The 18,015-nt window shown below is 63.7% G+C and carries 20 protein-coding genes; 10 read left to right on the top strand and 10 right to left on the bottom strand.

Annotation, left to right across the window (positions count from 1 at the left end; genetic code table 11):
• Nucleotides 1-116, bottom strand: a 116-nt coding sequence (gene rpsU / locus JWQ24_RS10295) for a 30S ribosomal protein S21 (protein WP_299807322.1), incomplete at its 3' end; no start/stop codon positions are given.
• A gap of 251 nt (nt 117-367) precedes the next feature.
• On the opposite strand from rpsU, the gene aqpZ reads away from it, so the two are divergent.
• The gene (gene aqpZ / locus JWQ24_RS10300) at nt 368-1,090 is read left to right on the top strand and encodes an aquaporin Z (protein WP_299807285.1); all 723 of its coding nucleotides are present in this window, start codon (nt 368-370) and stop codon (nt 1,088-1,090) included.
• Nucleotides 1,091-1,228: 138 nt separating this feature from the next.
• On the opposite strand, the gene JWQ24_RS10305 is transcribed toward aqpZ, so the two are convergent.
• Together JWQ24_RS10305 and purE are read right to left on the bottom strand one after the other, a co-directional pair.
• Nucleotides 1,229-2,332, bottom strand: coding sequence for a 5-(carboxyamino)imidazole ribonucleotide synthase (locus JWQ24_RS10305; protein ID WP_299807287.1), 1,104 nt, complete (start codon nt 2,330-2,332; stop codon nt 1,229-1,231).
• On the bottom strand, nt 2,329-2,817 hold the full coding sequence (gene purE, locus JWQ24_RS10310; RefSeq protein WP_299807289.1) for a 5-(carboxyamino)imidazole ribonucleotide mutase: 489 nt from the start codon (nt 2,815-2,817) through the stop codon (nt 2,329-2,331). The genes JWQ24_RS10305 and purE overlap by 4 nt, the downstream gene beginning before the upstream one ends.
• Nucleotides 2,818-2,943: 126 nt before the next feature.
• Between purE and JWQ24_RS10315 the strand changes: the two genes are divergently transcribed.
• Nucleotides 2,944-3,603, top strand: coding sequence for a GGDEF domain-containing protein (locus JWQ24_RS10315; RefSeq protein WP_299807291.1), 660 nt, complete (start codon nt 2,944-2,946; stop codon nt 3,601-3,603).
• A 53-nt stretch (nt 3,604-3,656) separates the two neighbouring features.
• Here JWQ24_RS10315 and JWQ24_RS10320 read toward each other — a convergent pair whose 3' ends face one another.
• The 4 genes from JWQ24_RS10320 to JWQ24_RS10335 all read right to left on the bottom strand — a co-directional run bounded on the left by JWQ24_RS10320 (nt 3,657) and on the right by JWQ24_RS10335 (nt 4,995).
• On the bottom strand, nt 3,657-3,878 hold the full coding sequence (locus tag JWQ24_RS10320; protein ID WP_299807293.1) for a hypothetical protein: 222 nt from the start codon (nt 3,876-3,878) through the stop codon (nt 3,657-3,659).
• Nucleotides 3,875-4,093 (bottom strand): hypothetical protein, encoded by a 219-nt coding sequence (locus tag JWQ24_RS10325; RefSeq protein WP_299807295.1) that lies wholly within the window; start codon nt 4,091-4,093, stop codon nt 3,875-3,877. Before JWQ24_RS10325 ends, JWQ24_RS10320 begins: the two co-directional genes overlap by 4 nt.
• A gap of 92 nt (nt 4,094-4,185) precedes the next feature.
• Complete coding sequence (locus tag JWQ24_RS10330; protein WP_299807297.1) at nt 4,186-4,437, bottom strand: hypothetical protein; 252 nt, start codon at nt 4,435-4,437, stop codon at nt 4,186-4,188.
• Between the two features lie 351 nt (nt 4,438-4,788).
• Nucleotides 4,789-4,995 carry a DUF465 domain-containing protein gene (locus JWQ24_RS10335; RefSeq protein ID WP_299807299.1) on the bottom strand — a complete coding sequence of 69 codons (207 nt, stop codon included), beginning with the start codon at nt 4,993-4,995 and terminating at the stop codon, nt 4,789-4,791.
• A 240-nt stretch (nt 4,996-5,235) separates the two neighbouring features.
• On the opposite strand from JWQ24_RS10335, the gene JWQ24_RS10340 reads away from it, so the two are divergent.
• Nucleotides 5,236-5,421 (top strand): DUF465 domain-containing protein, encoded by a 186-nt coding sequence (locus JWQ24_RS10340; protein ID WP_299807301.1) that lies wholly within the window; start codon nt 5,236-5,238, stop codon nt 5,419-5,421.
• Between the two features lie 93 nt (nt 5,422-5,514).
• Here the strand turns inward: JWQ24_RS10340 and JWQ24_RS10345 are convergent, their stop codons facing one another.
• On the bottom strand, nt 5,515-6,630 hold the full coding sequence (locus JWQ24_RS10345) for an NAD(P)/FAD-dependent oxidoreductase (protein WP_299807303.1): 1,116 nt from the start codon (nt 6,628-6,630) through the stop codon (nt 5,515-5,517).
• A gap of 250 nt (nt 6,631-6,880) precedes the next feature.
• On the opposite strand from JWQ24_RS10345, the gene JWQ24_RS10350 reads away from it, so the two are divergent.
• The 5 genes from JWQ24_RS10350 (at nt 6,881) to JWQ24_RS10370 (ending at nt 13,022) form a co-directional block, all read left to right on the top strand.
• Nucleotides 6,881-9,118 carry an EAL domain-containing protein gene (locus JWQ24_RS10350; RefSeq protein ID WP_299807324.1) on the top strand — a complete coding sequence of 746 codons (2,238 nt, stop codon included), beginning with the start codon at nt 6,881-6,883 and terminating at the stop codon, nt 9,116-9,118.
• Between the two features lie 50 nt (nt 9,119-9,168).
• Nucleotides 9,169-10,335 (top strand): ABC transporter ATP-binding protein, encoded by a 1,167-nt coding sequence (locus JWQ24_RS10355; protein ID WP_299807305.1) that lies wholly within the window; start codon nt 9,169-9,171, stop codon nt 10,333-10,335.
• Nucleotides 10,332-11,243 carry an ABC transporter permease subunit gene (locus JWQ24_RS10360; RefSeq protein WP_299807307.1) on the top strand — a complete coding sequence of 304 codons (912 nt, stop codon included), beginning with the start codon at nt 10,332-10,334 and terminating at the stop codon, nt 11,241-11,243. The genes JWQ24_RS10355 and JWQ24_RS10360 overlap by 4 nt, the downstream gene beginning before the upstream one ends.
• Entirely contained in the window at nt 11,243-12,049 is an 807-nt protein-coding gene (locus JWQ24_RS10365) for an ABC transporter permease (RefSeq protein WP_299807310.1), read from the top strand. The genes JWQ24_RS10360 and JWQ24_RS10365 overlap by 1 nt, the downstream gene beginning before the upstream one ends.
• Before the next feature lie 223 nt (nt 12,050-12,272).
• Nucleotides 12,273-13,022 carry an outer membrane protein gene (locus tag JWQ24_RS10370; RefSeq protein WP_299807312.1) on the top strand — a complete coding sequence of 250 codons (750 nt, stop codon included), beginning with the start codon at nt 12,273-12,275 and terminating at the stop codon, nt 13,020-13,022.
• 74 nt (nt 13,023-13,096) lie between these two features.
• Here the strand turns inward: JWQ24_RS10370 and JWQ24_RS10375 are convergent, their stop codons facing one another.
• Complete coding sequence (locus JWQ24_RS10375; RefSeq protein WP_299807314.1) at nt 13,097-14,383, bottom strand: AMP-binding protein; 1,287 nt, start codon at nt 14,381-14,383, stop codon at nt 13,097-13,099.
• 73 nt (nt 14,384-14,456) lie between these two features.
• Nucleotides 14,457-16,370, bottom strand: coding sequence for an AsmA family protein (locus JWQ24_RS10380; RefSeq protein ID WP_299807316.1), 1,914 nt, complete (start codon nt 16,368-16,370; stop codon nt 14,457-14,459).
• 340 nt (nt 16,371-16,710) lie between these two features.
• Here JWQ24_RS10380 and JWQ24_RS10385 point away from each other — a divergent pair, with 340 nt between their 5' ends.
• Nucleotides 16,711-17,415, top strand: a complete 705-nt coding sequence (locus JWQ24_RS10385; protein WP_299807318.1) for a CoA transferase subunit A — start codon at nt 16,711-16,713, stop codon at nt 17,413-17,415.
• Between the two features lie 23 nt (nt 17,416-17,438).
• A partial coding sequence (locus tag JWQ24_RS10390) for a 3-oxoacid CoA-transferase subunit B (RefSeq protein ID WP_299807320.1) occupies nt 17,439-18,015 on the top strand: 577 nt, incomplete at its 3' end.

The raw sequence follows: 18,015 nt of genomic DNA on the forward strand, positions 1-18,015 counted from the left end.
GGCTTTTCGTAGTGACCGCGGAGCTTCATCTCGCGGAAAATACCCTCACGCTGCATCTTCTTCTTCAGCGCCTTGAGAGCCTGATCGACGTTATTATCGCGAACGAGAACCTGCACGCGGCATCCTCTTCAATTAATCGGATTGGAATTCGGGTAAAGCTAAGGACCGACGAAGGCCATGTCCTCAACCTCAAGGCGGCGGATGTACCAGATGGAATCTGGAATGTCCACCTCGCCGGGCGCTTTATAGCGCCAGCCGTCCCCGAAAAAACACGGGATTTGTGCTCTTCCGGGCCTGATTATCGCCTTACCACATGTAGTCATGGTACTCCCTGAGGGGTGAAGTCCGACTCAGGGAGGAAAACGTCATGAATGCGAAAAAATACGCAGCCGAAGCCATCGGTACGTTCTGGTTGACCTTTGCCGGTTGCGGCAGTGCGGTGATCGCCGCGGGCTTCCCGGAAGTCGGCATCGGCCTGGTCGGCGTCTCGCTGGCCTTCGGCCTCAGCGTGGTGACGATGGCTTACGCGATCGGTCATATCTCGGGCTGTCATCTCAATCCCGCGGTCACGGTGGGCCTCGCCGCCGGTGGACGTTTTCCGGCCGGACAGGTCGTGCCCTACATCGTCGCGCAGGTGATCGGCGCGATCGCTGCCTCCGCGGTGCTCTATGTCATTGCCAGCGGCGCGGCCGGCTTCGATGTCGCCAAGGGCTTTGCCTCGAACGGCTACGACGCGCATTCGCCCGGCAAATACAGCCTGATGGCCTGCTTCGTGATGGAAGTGGTGATGACCATGATGTTCCTTTTCATCATCATGGGCTCGACCCACGGCAAGGCGCCGGCCGGATTCGCGCCGCTGGCGATCGGTCTGGCGCTGGTGATGATCCATCTCGTCAGCATTCCCGTCACCAACACCTCGGTGAACCCGGCACGCAGCACCGGACCGGCGCTGTTCGTCGGCGGCTGGGCGATCCAGCAGCTGTGGCTGTTCTGGCTGGCGCCGTTGATCGGCGGCGTGCTGGGCGGCGTGATCTATCGCTGGCTCAGCGACGAGCCCGCTGGCGTCGTCGAAGGCAAGACCGCGAGCTGATCAGAGCGTTTTCGAGCGACGCGGATACCGGTTCGCGTCAAGAAAACGCTTCAAAACAAAGCTCCATTCAAACGAGAAATGGGACCACGGCTCGCCGTGGTCCCATTTTTTTTGAAGCTCCAGGCCAACAGCAGGTGGCTATTTTCCGCCCGGTCGCGTGACTTCGGTGACGTGGCCCATCTTGCGGCCCGGCTTCGGCGTACCCTTGCCGTACAGATGCACGGTGGCGCCGGGGACAGTCATCCAGTTCTCGTAGGTCAGGATGTCGTCGCCGATCAGGTTGGTCATGGTGACCTGGCCGTGCCGCACCGGCTTGGCCAGCGGCCAGCCGGCGATGGCGCGGATATGCTGCTCGAACTGCGACACCGAGGCGCCGTCCAGCGTCCAGTGCCCGGAATTATGCACCCTTGGTGCGATCTCGTTGACCAGCAGGATGGTGCCCTCCGGGCTCGCCACCACAAACAGCTCGACCGCGAGCACGCCGACATAGTCGAGCGCTCCGGCGATCTTCTCGGCGATGCCGCGGGCTGTCGCCGCGAGTTCGTCCGAGACGTCGGCGGGCGCGTAGGAGAACTTCAGGATGTGGTCGCGGTGCTCGTTCTGCGTCACGTCGAAACATTCGACCTGGCCGTCGGCGCCGCGTGCGGCGACCACCGAGATCTCGCGCTCGAACGGCACGAAGGCCTCGAGGATCGCTGACTTGGTGGCGAGGTCTTCCCAGACCTGGCTAAGGTCGTCGCCCGCGCGGATGATCGCCTGGCCCTTGCCGTCATAGCCGAAGCGGCGGGTCTTGATCACGGCGGGCAGGCCGATGGTTTCGACCGCCGTGCGCAGTTCGGACACCGACGACACGTCCGCGTAGGCTGCGGTGCCGATGCCGAGCTTCGTGATGAAATCCTTTTCGATCAGCCGGTCCTGTGTGGTGGTCAGGATCGCCTGCGCCGGCAGCACCGGGCGGCGGGCGTCGAGAATCATCGCGGTGGCAGAGGGGACGTTCTCGAACTCGTAGGTGATGACATCGCAATCATTGGCGAACAGCTCGAGCGCCTCGACGTCGGCATATTCGGCACAGGTGGCGTGCTGCACCACGTCGAAGGCGGGTGAATCCGGGTCCGGCGAGAACACCTGGCAGCGCAGGCCGAGCCGGGCCGCGGCCATCGCCAGCATGCGGCCGAGCTGGCCGCCGCCGAGAATACCGATGGTGTCGCCGGGCTTCAGCTTCTTCAAGGGGATAACCGTCACGCCGATTCCTCCGGCCGCTCGGCCACGGCATCGGTCTGCGCCTGACGCCAGGCGGCCAGCCGGACGGCCAGCGCGTTGTCGTGCAGCGCCAGCACGGCTGCGGCCAGCAGGGCAGCGTTGACGGCGCCGGCCTTGCCGATCGCCAGCGTGCCGACCGGAATGCCGGCGGGCATCTGCACGATCGAATACAGCGAATCCAGGCCGGACAACGCCTTGGACTGAATCGGCACGCCGAATACCGGCAGCTCGGTCAGCGCCGCGGTCATGCCCGGCAGGTGGGCCGCGCCCCCGGCGCCAGCGATGATAATTTTCACGCCGGCAGCCTTGGCGCCCCTGGCAAAATTATACAGCCGTTCCGGCGTGCGGTGCGCAGAGACGATCTGCTGATCGCTTGCAATGCCGAGCGCGGTCAGCGTGTCGGCGGTGTGGCGCATGGTGTCCCAGTCGGACTGGCTTCCCATGATGATGGTGACGGGCGCGGGCATTCCGTGATTTCTTTCGCGAATCCAGAAAGATAGGCTGGAAATACAGGTATCGCCCCTTGCCAGGCAAGGCGCGTCGTAGAGATGATGCTGTCTTGGTGAAGACGCCCAAGTCTTGTAGCAAACCCCATGAAAAAGAAACCCCCTACACCCGGGCGGATGCTGGCGAATCGCCTGTTACGTATCGGCAAAGCGCTGGTTTCCCAGACGATATCGCGGGTTCCCGTGGCCACGCAGACGATTCGCCGGCTGGAGGCGGAGCTGGCTGAAGCGCGCAGCCAAATCGCCGAGCTGCGGGCGTCTGCCGAGACCGACTTCCTGCTGGATGTCCTCAACCGTCGCGGCTTTGCGCGCGAACTCACCCGCGCCGTCGCCTATATTTCACGCTACCGTGCCAGCGGAGCGCTGGTCATGCTTGATGTCGATCGTCTCAAGCCGATCAACGACAGCTTTGGTCACGCCGCAGGCGATGAAGTGCTGAAGGCGGTGGTTGGCGTGCTGCGCCAACATGTCCGCGCCTCCGACGTGATCGGCCGCCTCGGCGGTGACGAATTCATTCTGCTGCTGTGGAATCTCAACGAAACCGACGCGCGTGCCAAGGCGCTGCAACTCGAAGTCACCATCGACGCGCTGAGGTTCTCGTTCGGCAACAGCGATGTCTCTGCCGGTGCTTCGGCCGGTATCTCCGTACTTGAACAAGGCGTGTCCGGCGCCGTCGCGCTGGAGGTAGCCGATCGCGCGATGTACGCGCGAAAGAAACAGCGCCGCGCGACGCAGGCTGCGAGCTGACAGAGCAGATGCTACACACGCGGTGCGTGGCCGTGGTCAGGAAGTCTGGCGGGCTACTCGTCGAGCGGCTCGGTCCTGCTGCGCAGCCGGTCCAGCCCGGCATCGATCGCGGCGATGTCGTCGTCGATCTGGCCGAGCAGGACAGCGAAATTGAAGTCGGCCCGGTCCCTGACGATCCCGGCGAGGGCTTCGCGATGTTGCTTCAGATCCTGCAACGCCTGAAGATTGCCAAGGGCAACATAAGCGGAAACGATTTGCTCGATGGCCGAGTTCACCGCGACGCTTTTCCTTCGGCTGCTTCCATCCTGGCCTTCAGCAATGCCTTGGTGGCGCGGATCCCGGGGAATGGAGTGCCGAGTCGGCGCGCCTGAATTTGCACCGAGGATTGCGGCCGCTTCAAGATAACGGCGGCCCGTGCCAGTGAAACCTTGCGCGTGATCAGCTCTTTGAGATGTTCAATCTGGGATTCGTCCCAACGATAATTAGCCATGCCCTGCTATCGTTGGATCGTGATTTTTTGTCCATTCGCCAGCCCGCCAAGGTGATCACTTTCCAGTTATGGAACCGACGTCTGATTGTGGATCACAGCGCGCTGAGATCGTCCGGGACATCGCCGAACTTGCGGATCACCTGGGCGTCGCCGAACTCACCCATCATGGGATCGCCTGTCCGGCTGAACGCGACTGCACCGATGCTGCCCGGCGTGCGCGACAATATCTCTGCCCGGCGGATCGCCCCCGAGGCGCTCTGACACTCCTCCGCAGCACCGGCAGCAGGGGTGCCGGAATCGTCCTGTAAAAATGGCAGAGCGACGTAATAAGTGACATCAGGCATGGCTGGCTCTCAGCTGCGGAAAAATACCGTGTTCTTATTTCGTTCTCAAGTCAACTCCGCGCGCGGATGCGGGAAATGGGATGTTCGGCATCACGCTGGTCGCGATGCGGAAAGGCCGGACCGTGAATGGAATACGCACGACCTCTGAGTCGTTCGACTCATGAGGCCTCGATGGCAGATCAACGGGCGTGTGCTGCGCGGGAGATCGCGAATCGCTTAGCGCGCGATGATCGCCGACATCATCGATGAGCCTGCATGCGCACCGTCAAAGCGGACGTCTTGATGCGCGTTTTACGTCGCACATCGCGCCGTGGCGGAGCAGTGCGCTATCCACGAATCAAGCTGCGCAGTTCAGGCGATGATGTCCGGCGTGATCTGGTCTTCGATGAATGAAATACGATCGCGTAGTTGCAGCTTGCGCTTTTTCAGTCGCTGCAGACGCAACAGGTCCGGCGCCGGCGAATGATGCAGGGCTTCGATGGCCGCGTCGAGGTCGCGGTGTTCCTGCTGCAGCCTGGCCAGTTCGGCTGGGAGCGAGCGATCTTCGTCGTCATTCATGGGTCTAGCTGACTGGCTTGGGGAGCGGTTGCGACCAAATGCATCACCCGACTATCGCCGGTGCGGATGCACCGCGCAAGCGTGAGGTTCCGAAGATATCCGAGGTAATCAAGTCACGATTCGTTTCACATTGCGCAAAAACTGAAAATGCAATTTTCAAGACCTATCGACAGATGTCCACTGTCATGTAGAATTCATCGTCCACCGAATCCGAGGTTCAAACTTACCAGGAGATTTCGAATGGCATTACAGGCGCACCTCGTCGAACTCGAGCGCAAGCACAAGGTTCTGGAAACAGAATTGCACGAAGCTCTCGTGCATCTTTCGACGGACGATCTGAGGATCGTCGAACTCAAGCGCCGCAAGCTGGTACTCAAAGACCAGATCGAACGTCTCAAGCAAGCCGCCAGCGAGACGCTGCACTAGCGAAATTTCCCCTACCGACAAACCTTCCATCAACCCGAGATGCACGTACCTTCGGTGCTTCCACCGAGGGAATGTGCATCGAGGGATGCCAGATCAGGCTTGCTGTTGCGGCTCGATCATCTCGGCGACGTAATCCGCAATCGCCAGCGACGATGTCAGCCCCGGCGACTCGATGCCGAACAGGTTGATCAGCCCGCGCACGCCGTGCGCCTGCGGCCCCTGGATCATGAAATCCTGTACCGCGACAGCCGGTGGTACGATCTTCGGTCGCATGCCGGAATAGCTCGGAATCAGCGCGCCGTCGGGCAGCGCCGGCCAATAACGCCTGATGGCCGGATAGAATTTTTCGCCCCGTGCGGGATCCACGGTGTAGTCGATTTGATCGACCCATTCGACATCGGGCCCGAACCGGGCCTGGCCCGCGAGATCCAGCGTCAGGTGCACGCCGAGGCCGCCTGGCTCCGGCACCGGATAGATCAAATGCGAAAACGGCGCCTTGGCGCTGCAGCTGAAGTAGCAGCCCTTTGCCAGATAGGCCGGCGGAATGAGCTCGAGCGGCATGCCGTCGAGGCTGCGCGCGATGGCCGTTGCGGAAAGGCCCGCCGAATTGATCAGCAGATCGCACGCCAACTGCATCGGCGCGTCGCCGCCGATATCGAGTTCGAATCCGTTCGTGGTGACACGGCCGCTGATGAGCGGCGCCTGCAGCGCAAACGCCGCTCCGGCAGCCTCGGCATCGCCGCGCAGCGACAGCATGTAGCCGTGGCTGTCGACGATCCCCGTCGAGGGAGACAACAGTGCCGCCTCGCAGGCCAGCTCCGGCTCGAGCGCGCGGGCCTCGGCTCCGGACAGGACGACGAGGTCATCGACGCCGTTGGCTTCGGCATGCGCCTTGATCGACTGCAGCCGGCCGATCTCTTCCGTACGCGTTGCGACGATCAGCTTGCCGGAATTGCTGTGCCCGATGCCGCGCTCGCGGCAATAGGCATAGAGCGCCTGCTTGCCGGCCACACAAAGCCGGGCCATCAGGCTGCCGGCGGGATAATAAATTCCGGCGTGAATGACCTCGCTGTTGCGCGACGAAGTGACGGTGCCTATGGCGTCAAGCGCCTCCAGCACGATCACCTCACGGCCGGCCTGCGCCAGCCGCCGGGCGATGGCGAGCCCGACCACGCCAGCTCCGACCACGACGCATTCAACCTTGTCCATATACCACCCGGTCATTCTTCAAAGGGATCACCAGTGGTGACGGAAGCCGCTTTGCAGCGGCCGTTGTTAGCAATGCGTTAAGCATCGTATTTGATCGCAGCGGTTCATGGCACCGTCCCCCGTTGTAATGAGGATCCGTTTACCTGATCCAAATACCTGCCATTAAACACTGGCCATCCGAATACGCGGGTGAGCAATGGCTGGCAAGATGTGGCGAACGGGCGGCGCGGCGGTAATTCCCGCTATCGCGATGGCGTGCCTGCTCGTCGCTGCCGCGCTCGGCATCGCCGGAGCAGCTTTCGCCTGGGCGCCGCCGGACCGCTTCGGCGAACTAGATCCGCAGGTGGTCTGGCAGATCCTGATCGGTGGCATCGTGGCGCCGGCTTTTCTGGCCGCGCTCATGCTGTGGGCGGTCTCCGCCCTGCGTTATGTCAGGAGCCAGCAGCAGCGGCGCAACACTTTTGTCGGCTCGGCGCTGAATCACCTGAGCCAGGGCATCGTGATGGTGGATGCGCAGAAGCGCGTGGTGTTCTGCAACGACCGTTATCTTGAAATTTATGAATTAGCCCGCTCCGACCTCACCCAGAATATCACGGGCGAGGGGCTGCGCGATTTGCGGCGACAGCGCGGTCAGCTCGATTTCAAAAGCGTGCAATTTTACAAGACCTTTCCGTTGAAGGGCATGTATGTCGCCGAGCTTCCCGGTGGTCGCTACGTCCGGGTCAAATTAAATCCGCTGCCGAACGGCGGCTCGATCGGCATCCACGAAGATTGTACCGAACAGCGCCATCTCGAGGACGAACTGGAGAGCACCAAGAAATTCCTCAAGACCGTCGTCGATAATATCCCGGTGTCACTTATCGTGCAGAGCGCGAGCGACGGCAGGTACCTGTTCGCCAACAGCAGCGCCGAGACCGTCCTCAACCGCCGCCACGAGGACGCCATCGGTCTCACCGTCGGCGACATGCTGCGGCCGGAGGACGCGAAGTTGATCATAGGTCGCGATCTGGCCGCGATACGCAGCGGTCTGCCGGTCGCCGAAGAGCATCCGATCAACACCCGCGACGGGCTTCGCCTGTTTCTCACCCGCCGCGTGACCGTGCCTGACGACAACGGTCAACCGCAATATCTGATCAAGACCTACGAGGATGTCACCGACCGGCGCCAGACCGAAGCGCGGATGGCGCATATGGCCTATCATGATGGCCTGACCGACCTGCCGAACCGCGCCTCCTTCCTGCAAGGCCTGGCGCAGATGATCGACGCTTGTGGCGACGCGGTGGATGAATTTGCCGTGCTGTCGATCGACCTCGATGGCCTGAAGGAAATCAACGACGTGTTTGGCCACGCGATCGGTGACCGGCTGCTGGTCGAGGTGTCGCGACGGATCGAGGCTGCGGCCGGCGGTGGCATGGTGGCGCGGCTCGGCGGCGACGAATTCGGCGTCATTATCGACGGCAAGCAGCCGGAAGCCGGGCAGGCGCTCGCCGAGCGCATCGCCGAGGCGCTGGCACAGGGCTTTCCGATCGACGGCAAGTCGGTGCGCACCGGCGTCACCACCGGCATCGCGCTGTTCCCGCGCGACGGCGCCAATGCCGCCGCTTTGCTGGCCAACTCCGGCGCGGCTTTGTTCCGCGCCAAGGCGCATTCGCGCGGCTCGATCAGCGTGTTCGAGCCCGAGATGGACCGGCTGTTGCGCGATCGCCGCGTGTTGCACCAGGACCTTTCGCTGGCGATCCGTAACGGCGAATTGTCGCTACATTATCAACCCCAGGCGCGCGCCGGGCAGGCCATCATCGATGCCGACATCACCGGCTTCGAGGCTCTGGCGCGCTGGATCCACCCCACCCGCGGCTTCGTACCGCCCGGCGATTTCATCCCGCTGGCCGAGGAAAGCGGGCTGATCGTCGAGATGGGCGAATGGATCCTGCGCCAGGCCTGTCTGGAGGCGGCGTCATGGCGGTTGCCGTTGCAGATCGCAGTCAACCTGTCGCCAGCGCAGTTCATGCACGGCGACCTGGTCGGGCTGGTGCACTCGATCCTGCAGGAAACCGGCCTTGAGCCGGGCCGGCTCGAACTGGAAATCACCGAAGGCGTGTTGATCGAGGATTTCGAGCGCGGCGTCGCATTGTTAACGCGGCTGAAGGCGCTCGGCGTGCGCGTCTCGATGGACGATTTCGGCTCGGGCTATTCCTCGCTGACCTATCTGCAGGCCTTCCCGTTCGACAAGATCAAGATCGACCGCGCCTTCGTCACCAACCTCGGCAGCAATCCGCAATCCGCTGCCATCGTCCGTGCCGTGATCGGACTCGGCCACGGTTTGGAAGTCTCGATCGTCGCCGAGGGCGTCGAGACACACGCGCAACTGTGTTTCCTCGCCAACGAAGGCTGTGACGGCGTGCAGGGCTATTTCATCGGCCGGCCGGCGCCGATTGCACAATATGCCCGGCTGGTGGGGCGCACGGAGATGGCGCTCAAGGCGGGGTAACGCCGTAGCGAACAGTTGAGACGGCGGCGATCCGCGGCTAGCGTGCGGCGATGACGACATTTGCTGACATCTCGACCGACGAATCCGCAGCAACCGCGCCCGCGGTTGCCTATCCGACGCCGTTGTTGCGGATCGAGGCGGTGACCAAAACCTTCGGCGGCTTCGTCGCGGTCGACGGCCTCTCGCTCGACATCCAGGCCGGCGAATTCTTCGCGCTGCTGGGCCCGTCGGGCTGCGGCAAGACCACGCTGCTGCGGATGCTGGCGGGCTTCGAGACGCCGGATAGCGGCCGCATCCTGCTGGACGGCACGGACATCGCCGCCGTGCTGCCGCATCAGCGGCCGGTCAATATGATGTTCCAGAGCTACGCGCTGTTTCCCCATCTCAACGTCCGCGACAATATCAGCTTCGGCCTGAAGAACGCCGGCCTGACGCGGCTCGGCATCGACAGCCGCGTCGCCGAAATGCTGGATCTCGTCAAGCTCAACGACTTGCAGACGCGCAGGCCGCATCAGCTTTCCGGCGGCCAGAAGCAGCGCGTCGCGCTGGCCCGCGCGCTGGCGCGGCGGCCGCAACTGCTGCTGCTCGACGAACCGCTGGCGGCGCTCGACAAGAAGCTGCGTGAGGAGACGCAGACCGAACTGATCGCCCTGCAGCGCCGGCTCGGCACCACCTTCGTCATCGTCACCCATGACCAGGACGAGGCGATGAAGATGGCCGACCGGATCGGCGTCATGAGCCACGGCCGACTCGAACAGGTTGCGACGCCGCGGCAGCTCTACGAGGCGCCGGAAACGCGCTGGGTCGCGGGCTTCGTCGGCGACGTCAATCTGATCGAGGGGGAGGTGACGCTGCAGGATGGCTATCGGCTGACGGTCGCAACCGCTGGGGCGGGCACGCTGATCGCGGCCGAGCCGCGCCAGCCGCTGGCCGGCTCGGCCATCTGCCTCGCGATCCGGCCGGAAAAGATCCGGCTGGCGCGCAGGGGGCCGGCCGTGGAGCGCGGCCATACCGGCGCGATGAACAGCGTCGAGGGCACGGTCAGCGAGGTCGGTTATCTCGGCGGGTTGTCGGTCTACAGGATCAAGCTCGACCATGGCGGGACGCTGCGCGCCGCGCTGGCCAATACGGCGCGGCTCGATGTCGATGCCTACAGCGTCGGGCAGCACGTGGTGGCGTGGTTCGCGCCCGATGACTGCGTGGTCTTGCCGCGATGAACGCGCGCCGCATCTTCACCGCACCGGGGCGCCGCGCGGCGATCGCGCCCTATGTATGGATGGTGCTGTTTTTCCTGGTGCCGTTCGGCTTCGTGCTGAAGATCAGCCTGTCGCAAACCGCTATCGCGCAGCCGCCCTACCTGCCGGTGTTCGGCTGGGCCGATGGGACCGCGGGGCTGAAGGCGTCTTTCGCAGCCCTTTCGCTGGATAATTTCCGGCTGCTGGTGTCGGACAATCTCTACATCGGCTCCTATCTGCGCAGCCTCGGCGTGGCGCTGGTCTCGACCGCGTTGCTGTTGTTGATCGGCTATCCCATCGCCTACGCAATGGCGCGGCTGCCGCAGCGCTGGCAGGGCATCGCCATGATGCTGGTGATCGTGCCGTTCTGGACCTCGTTCCTGATCCGCATCTATGCCTGGATCAACATTTTGCAGCATGACGGCCTGCTCAACAAAGCGCTGCTTGCGCTGCACATCGTGTCCGCGCCGGTGGTTTGGCTGTCGACCGACAGCGCGATGTACCTCGGCATCGTCTATTCCTATCTGCCGTTCATGATCCTGCCGCTCTATGCCACGCTCGCCAGGTTGGACGGCGCGCTGCTGGAAGCGGCCGCCGATCTCGGTGCTTCCCGTATCGATGCGTTCTGGCGCGTGACATTTCCGTTGTCGCGGCCCGGCGTCGGCGCCGGCATGCTGCTGTGCTTCATCCCGATCTCCGGCGAATTCGTGATCCCCGATCTGCTGGCAGGCTCGGACTCGATGATGATCGGGCAGACGTTGTGGCTGGAATTCTTCACCAACAAGGACTGGCCTGTGGCCTCCGCCACCGCGATCGTTCTGCTGGCGCTGCTGTTGATTCCGCTTGGCGTCTACGACCGCCTGCAACGCCGCCAGCCGGAGGTGAGGTGATGCCCCGTCATTTCTCCCGCTTCAACGTGGTAGCGTTGGCGCTGGGCGCCGCGTTCCTTTACCTGCCAATCGTCATCCTGGTGATCTATTCGTTCAACGCATCAAAGCTGGTGACGGTGTGGGGCGGCTGGTCGACGCGGTGGTACACTGAATTTTTCAACGACCGCGCGATGCTCGATGCCGCCTGGATGAGCCTGCGCGTCGCGGTGGTGTCGGCGACGTCGGCGACCTTGCTCGGTACGCTGGCGGCGATCGCGCTGACGCGCGGCGAACGCTTTCGGGGACGCGCGCTGATGTCCGGCATGCTGTACGCGCCGCTGGTGATGCCGGAAGTCATTTCCGGCCTGTCGCTGTTGCTGCTGTTCGTCGCGCTCGACGCCGGCCGCGGCTTCTGGACCGTCACCATCGCGCATACGACGCTGACGATGTGCTTCGTCGCGGTTGTCGTGCAATCGCGCCTCGCCGGCCTCGATCGCAGCCTGGAGGAAGCCGCGATGGACCTCGGCCGCGATCCCGTCCGCGCCTTTGTCGCCGTCACCCTGCCGCTGATCTGGCCGGCGATTGCCGCGGGCTGGATGCTGGCCTTCACGCTCTCGCTGGATGATCTGGTGATCGCCTCCTTCACCACCGGCCCGGGAGCCTCGACGCTGCCGATCCGGATCTATTCGGAAGTGCGTCTCGGCGTTAAGCCGGAGATCAACGCGATCTGCACGCTGGTGATCGGGTTCATTGCTGTGGTTATCGTGAGCGCTTCGCTGCTGTCGAAGCTGTCGAGCGCCCGCGGCGAGAGCGCGGCACCGCTGTAAACGCGGCGAAGCTCCTGCGGGCTGCTTTTTCAGCGTGCCTGTTGAAAAGTGCGCGCGGTGAAGGCGCGGTGTTTTCCCGACTCAACCCCACGGCGCGTATTGCCGTCGGAAATGTCGCTTCGCCGCAACAGTGCTTCGCAATAGCGCGCGCCACCGGTATCACCGGGTTGGCTGTAGAGACCAAATCACCCATTAGTCCGCTCGCAACTTTAGGGGCTGATCAATGAATAAGACTCTCACCGCTGCCGTAATGGGCGCTTCGATTCTTCTCGCGCTGCCTGCGGCCGCTGCCGATCTTGCGGCACGCACTTACACCAAGGCCCCGGCACTGTCGCCGCTCACCAACTGGAGCGGCTTCTACGTCGGCGCCCATGTCGGCTATGCCTGGGGCGATCAGAGCGACAATCTCTCCCTTACCGCTGGCTTGCCGGCCGATCACTTCGACATCAGCGGCTTCCAGGGAGGCGCCCATGCCGGTTACAACTGGCAGGTTGGGCGCACCGTGTTCGGCTTCGAAGGTGATTTTGACGGCAGCAACCTGAAGGGCGGCCGTGCCTTCGACCAGGGCACCGGCGGGTCCCGTGTGGTTGGCAGCCTGTCGTTCAAGAGCGACTGGCAGGCGTCGATCCGTGGTCGTCTCGGTTTTGCCGCCGACAACTGGCTGTTCTATGCGACCGGCGGCGTCGCGTTTGCCGAGGTCGCATCCTCGCTGGATCTGACGCGCTACCGCTCCTGCGATGGTATCTGCATTCTCTCCCAGGGCATTTCCGGGCAGTCCGAAGTTCTGGTCGGCTATACGGTCGGCGTCGGCGCGGAATATGCGATCACGACGAACTGGATCGCGCGCGGCGAGGTCCGCTACAGTGATTTCGGCGCCAAGACCTTTGCTTTCTCGGACGGCGGGTCTGCCATCCCGAGCCGGGTCAAGTTCAACCAGACCAATGCCTCGCTCGGCATCAGCTACAAGTTCTGAGCTGCAGTATCTGACGTAGATAACAGCTGACGAGCCGGCCGGATCGCATCCGGCCGGCTTCGTCATTTCTGAACTCAATCGACCAGAGACAGGCAGCTTTCGAAGCGCTTGCCGCTGGCGCGATCATCGTCAATGTGCGTGACCGCTTCCACACGGATGTTGAAGCCCGGCACCATATCGTCCAGCGCGCTGCGGCACTTTGCCAGTTGCAGATCGTCCGGCGGCGCCGACGTCACGATCTTCATAACGACATCGTCGAGCGTTTCCTGCACCAGCTGCCAGCCGCGCAGCGGGACGATGTCGCCGATCACCTCGCCGTGCACCGCCGGCCAGATCCGGGTGCCGTCGCGACGCCGGAACAGGCTGCGCTCGCGGCCGAGCACGGCTTCAAGCCGGCGCAGCCCGATGGACTCGCGCGGCCGCCGCGACGAGAACCGCACATAGTCGCCGGTGGCGTAGCGGATCAGCGGCATGGCGTAGGCGTAGAACGGCGTGGCAATCACCTGCACCGGCCGCGACGGATTAACGGGGCCGGACGGCTGCTCCAGCAGCAGTGTTTCCTCGCTGATGCGCAGCCTTCCATCCGGCCCTGCGGCCGCGATCGGTCCGGTCTCGGTGGCCGAGTAGAAATTGATGACGCGCACTTTCAGTTCGCGTTCCAGTTGTTCGCGAATAGCCGGTCGCAACACCTCGCCTGTGGCGAACATGGTGGTCAGGCTGGCGAGTTGATCGAGCCGCCCGGTCTTCAGCCACGCCTCGGCGAGATTCGGAAAGGCGATGATGTGGCTCGGCTTGAAGCGGCCGATCAATGCGACCTGTTCTGCCGGATCGAGATGAGTCGGCAGATCAAGAGGCACGCCGTCCGCCAAGGCTTCCGGCGTGGCGAGCTGCGCGCGCTCGCTGGCCTTGATCATGTTGGTGATGGCCAGGCGGCGCACCGGCCCGGCGTTGTTCCATTTCACCGCGCGTTCGAAAAGCACCTGAGAAAACACGGCTTGCATCAGCGTGCGCTTGATTCGCAGCGGCGTTCCCGTCGACCCCGATGTGCAGTCTTCCGACAGCGGCAGCATTTCCGGCGGGATACGCTCGGCGACCAGAGCGGCTTCGTTGTCGGCGGCAACCGCGCGGGTCAGTACCGGCACGTCTGCCAGGCCCTCCAGGCTGAATTGGCCGTTGGCTCGAAACAGCGGATCCAGCCGCCGGGTGTCGCGATAGAAGGGCACATGCGCGCGGGCGTGGCTGCAAAGCTTCTCGAGCAACTGCAACTGCCGGCGCTCGATTTCCGGCCGCGCCAGTTCCTGACTTTTGTCGATGGCGGTCGAGAGATGGCGGGCAATGGCATCGACGGGAGGAGACTGCACGGCTGTTCAATTCCAGTGAAAGCCGAGCTTCTAGCAGAACGTCGCAGCGCGCCAAAGCGTCATTCGCAGGTACTTACTCCGCCTTCGGCTCTGCCGCCGCAGGTGGCTCGGCCGGCTGCCCCGCGGCGGGCACCGGCGCTGGCTTCGCGCCCCCGGTAAGCCGTTCCAGCACGGAGCGCACGGCGTCGCGAGTCTTGCGATCTTTCACAGCGTCGAGCAGCGGGGCTGCGCCCGGCGAGCGGCGGATCAGGCTTTCCGGGTCGGGGAAGATCAGCGGATCGTCCCACGGGCCCTGGATCACGAACGGCAGGTCAAAGCCGGGCGGCGCGTTCGCCACCGAGACCAGGCTGGCGACGCCCTTGAGGTCGTATTCCCTGGATGGCACCGAGGCGGTGCCGGTCAGGGTCAGGCGCGCGTTGGGGCCTTCGACGCGGATGTCCTGCGCGGTGGCGACGCCGTCGTTGAACTTGAAGGACATGTTGAGCGTCGTGAACGGCGTCGAGCCGGAGCGGAAGTTGCCGGCGCCGGACAGCGGCCGGCGCTCCAGCCGCTTCAGCAACTGCTCGACGTTGAAGCCTGATATCGCGCCGTCATGGCCGGTCAGGGTCGCGGTGCCGTCGAGCGATTGCGCCAGGCCAAATGGCGACGAGCCGGAGGCTTCCAGCGCCATCGACAGATTGCCGCGGCCGGTCAGTTTGCTGACGCCGAACAGGTCGCTGGCGCAGGCCTGCAGATCGACGTCGGTGAACTGGAGCTGGGCCTTCACGTCGGCCACCGCGTCGGAATGCGCGATGCCGAACGAGCCGCGAACAATGCCGCCATATAGCTGCGCCTCGCCGACCGACAGCGCCAGCGTGCCGCCGCGCAGGTTGGCGCCGAGCGCGGTGCGGCCGAGCACCGAGGAGCCGACGGTGACCTTGGCGGCCGATAGCCGCATGTCGAGATCGGTCGTGGACAGCGCGTTGAGGTCGAACAACTGCCGGTTCCAGTCGCGTGCGCCGGAGGCCAACAGCCGCACCGTGGAAATATACGGCGTGAAGTCGAGCGCGCCGGCGGCGAGCGTCGCCTGCAGGGTCTGGCGGCCATTGTTGCTGTAGGTCATGACGCCCTCGGCGACATTGCCGTCGAGCTCGACATTGACGTTGGTGAGCGCGATCGACGGCCCCACCAGGCTGGCGCGCGCCTTCAGCGCGAAACGGCCGAAGCCGCCGGAGCCGGGCGGCGCCTGGCCGACCCAGCGAAGCGCGTTGCGCAGCGACAGGCTGTCGGCGGTCAGCGTGCCTTCCATGATCAGGCTTGCGCGGTTGGCGACCGAGCCGTCGAAGGCCAGCTTGATCGGGGCGCTGACGATGCGCGCCTTCAGCCCGGAGCGATCGCCGGACAGGGCCGCGATGAAATCGCTGACGCTGATGCTGCCGTCGATGCGTTCGCCGCGCCAGTCGAACTGGCCGGTTGCGGCAAAAGAGCGCGAGATCGACGGCCAGGCCAGCGACAGGTCGATGTCGCCGAGCGTCTCGGAATTATTGGGGTCCTGATAGTTCAGCACGCCGTCCTGGATGCGAATCTCGGAGAACGACAGCGGATGGTCGGCGCCCGGCTTCATGGTGCGCGCGATGGTTTCGATGAACGGTGTCCAGTTGCTGTTACCGGCGGCGTCGCGGACGACGTTGATGCGCGGTCGCAGCATCATCATGTCGGAGATTTCGAAGCGTTGCAGCAGCAGCGGCAACAGGCGCAGGTTGGCGGTCAGCACATCGACCGACAAAGCAGGGTCGATCGCACCGCCGCCGCGCAGGCCAACCTCGTGAAACGAGACATAGCTGCCGGGAAACACCGAGACGTCGACATGGCCGTTGACGACCAGATCGAGCCCGGTAACGGCGCGAATCTGCGCTTCAACCGCCTGACGCAGCGCGTCGCGGTTGAGCAGCCAGGACATGGCGAACAGCCCGACCAGCACGATGCCCAGGAGCGCCGCAACCGGCATCCCCAGGCGTCTTATTCCTTGGGCACTCGTCAATGAACTATCCGGGGTTGGTTGAACCATTGCAGGCGCCGGCGGCTCAACATGCGCCCGGCGTCCAAGGTGCGCAATTTGCTCGGTTTTCTTGACGCTTTCAAGGCCGGAGGAGGGGTGATGAGGTCGCACGGCGCGCGCAGCACCTGTCCGTGCCTGTCCTCTCCTGCAAAGCTTCGCTTCGCCCGTGGGAGAAACAAGGAAGAACCGCCCCCAGATTGACCTGCCGTGAGAATTCCGCCTAATAATCCCGACAATAAGACCGGCTCACGAGCCATTCAGCGCTTTCCTCCATCAGGTTGAATTCCCAATGAACAAGGTCTATCCCGACGCCAAGTCGGCCCTAGAAGGTATTCTCAAGGACGGCATGATGGTCATGTCGGGCGGCTTCGGCCTGTGCGGCATCGCCGAGGCACTGTCGGACGCGCTGCGCGAATCCGGCGTGAAAGATCTCACGGTGGTCTCGAACAATGCCGGCGTCGACGGCATCGGCCTGTCGCGCCTTCTGGAAACCCGCCAGATCAAGAAGATGATCTCGTCCTATGTCGGCGAGAACAAGCTGTTCGCCCAGCAGTACCTCGCCGGCGAACTGGAACTGGAATTCTCGCCGCAGGGCACGCTTGCGGAGCGGATTCGCGCCGGCGGCGCGGGCATCCCCGGCTTCTACACCAAGACCGGCGTCGGCACGCTGATCTCGGAAGGCAAGCCGACGATGGATTTCAACGGCGAGACCTACATGCTGGAGCGCGGCCTGTTCGCCGACATTGCCATCGTCCACGCCTGGAAGGGCGACACCGCCGGCAACCTCGTCTACCGCAAGACCGCGCGCAACTTTAACCCGATGATGGCGACGGCGGCCAAGATCACCATCGCCGAGGTCGAGCATCTGGTGCCCGCCGGCGAGATCGATCCTGACCACATCCATACGCCCGGCATTTTCGTGAAGCGCATCGTCGAGGTCGGCACCGTCAACAAGCGGATCGAAAAAGTCACCTCGCGCAAGCGTCCCGCGTAAACCGCAAATAACAGGAGAGAACGATGGCCTGGACCCGTGATCAAATGGCGGCCCGCGCAGCCAAAGAGCTGAAGGACGGCTTCTACGTCAACCTCGGCATCGGCATTCCGACGCTGGTGTCGAACTACATTCCCGATGGCGTCGACGTGCAGCTGCAGAGCGAGAACGGCATGCTCGGCATGGGCCCGTTTCCCTATGAGGGCGACGAGGATCCCGACTTGATCAACGCCGGCAAGCAGACTGTCACCGAACTGCCGACCACCAGCTATTTCTCGTCGTCGGATTCCTTCGCCATGGTGCGTGGCGGCCATATCGATCTGTCGATTCTGGGCGCGATGCAGGTGGCGCAGAATGGCGACCTCGCCAACTGGATGATCCCCGGCAAGATGGTGAAGGGCATGGGCGGCGCGATGGACCTCGTCGCCGGCGTCAAGAAAGTGTGCGTCATCATGGAGCACAGCGCCAAGGCCAAGGACGGCACCATCGAGGCGAAGCTCCTGCACAAATGCACCCTGCCGCTCACCGGCGCCGGTGTGATCGACATGGTGATCACGGATCTCGGCGTGTTTTCGATCGACAAGAAAGGCTCCGGCGGCATGA

Origin of the sequence: Tardiphaga sp., assembly GCF_028290495.1 — a bacterium.
Classification (GTDB): domain Bacteria; phylum Pseudomonadota; class Alphaproteobacteria; order Rhizobiales; family Xanthobacteraceae; genus Tardiphaga.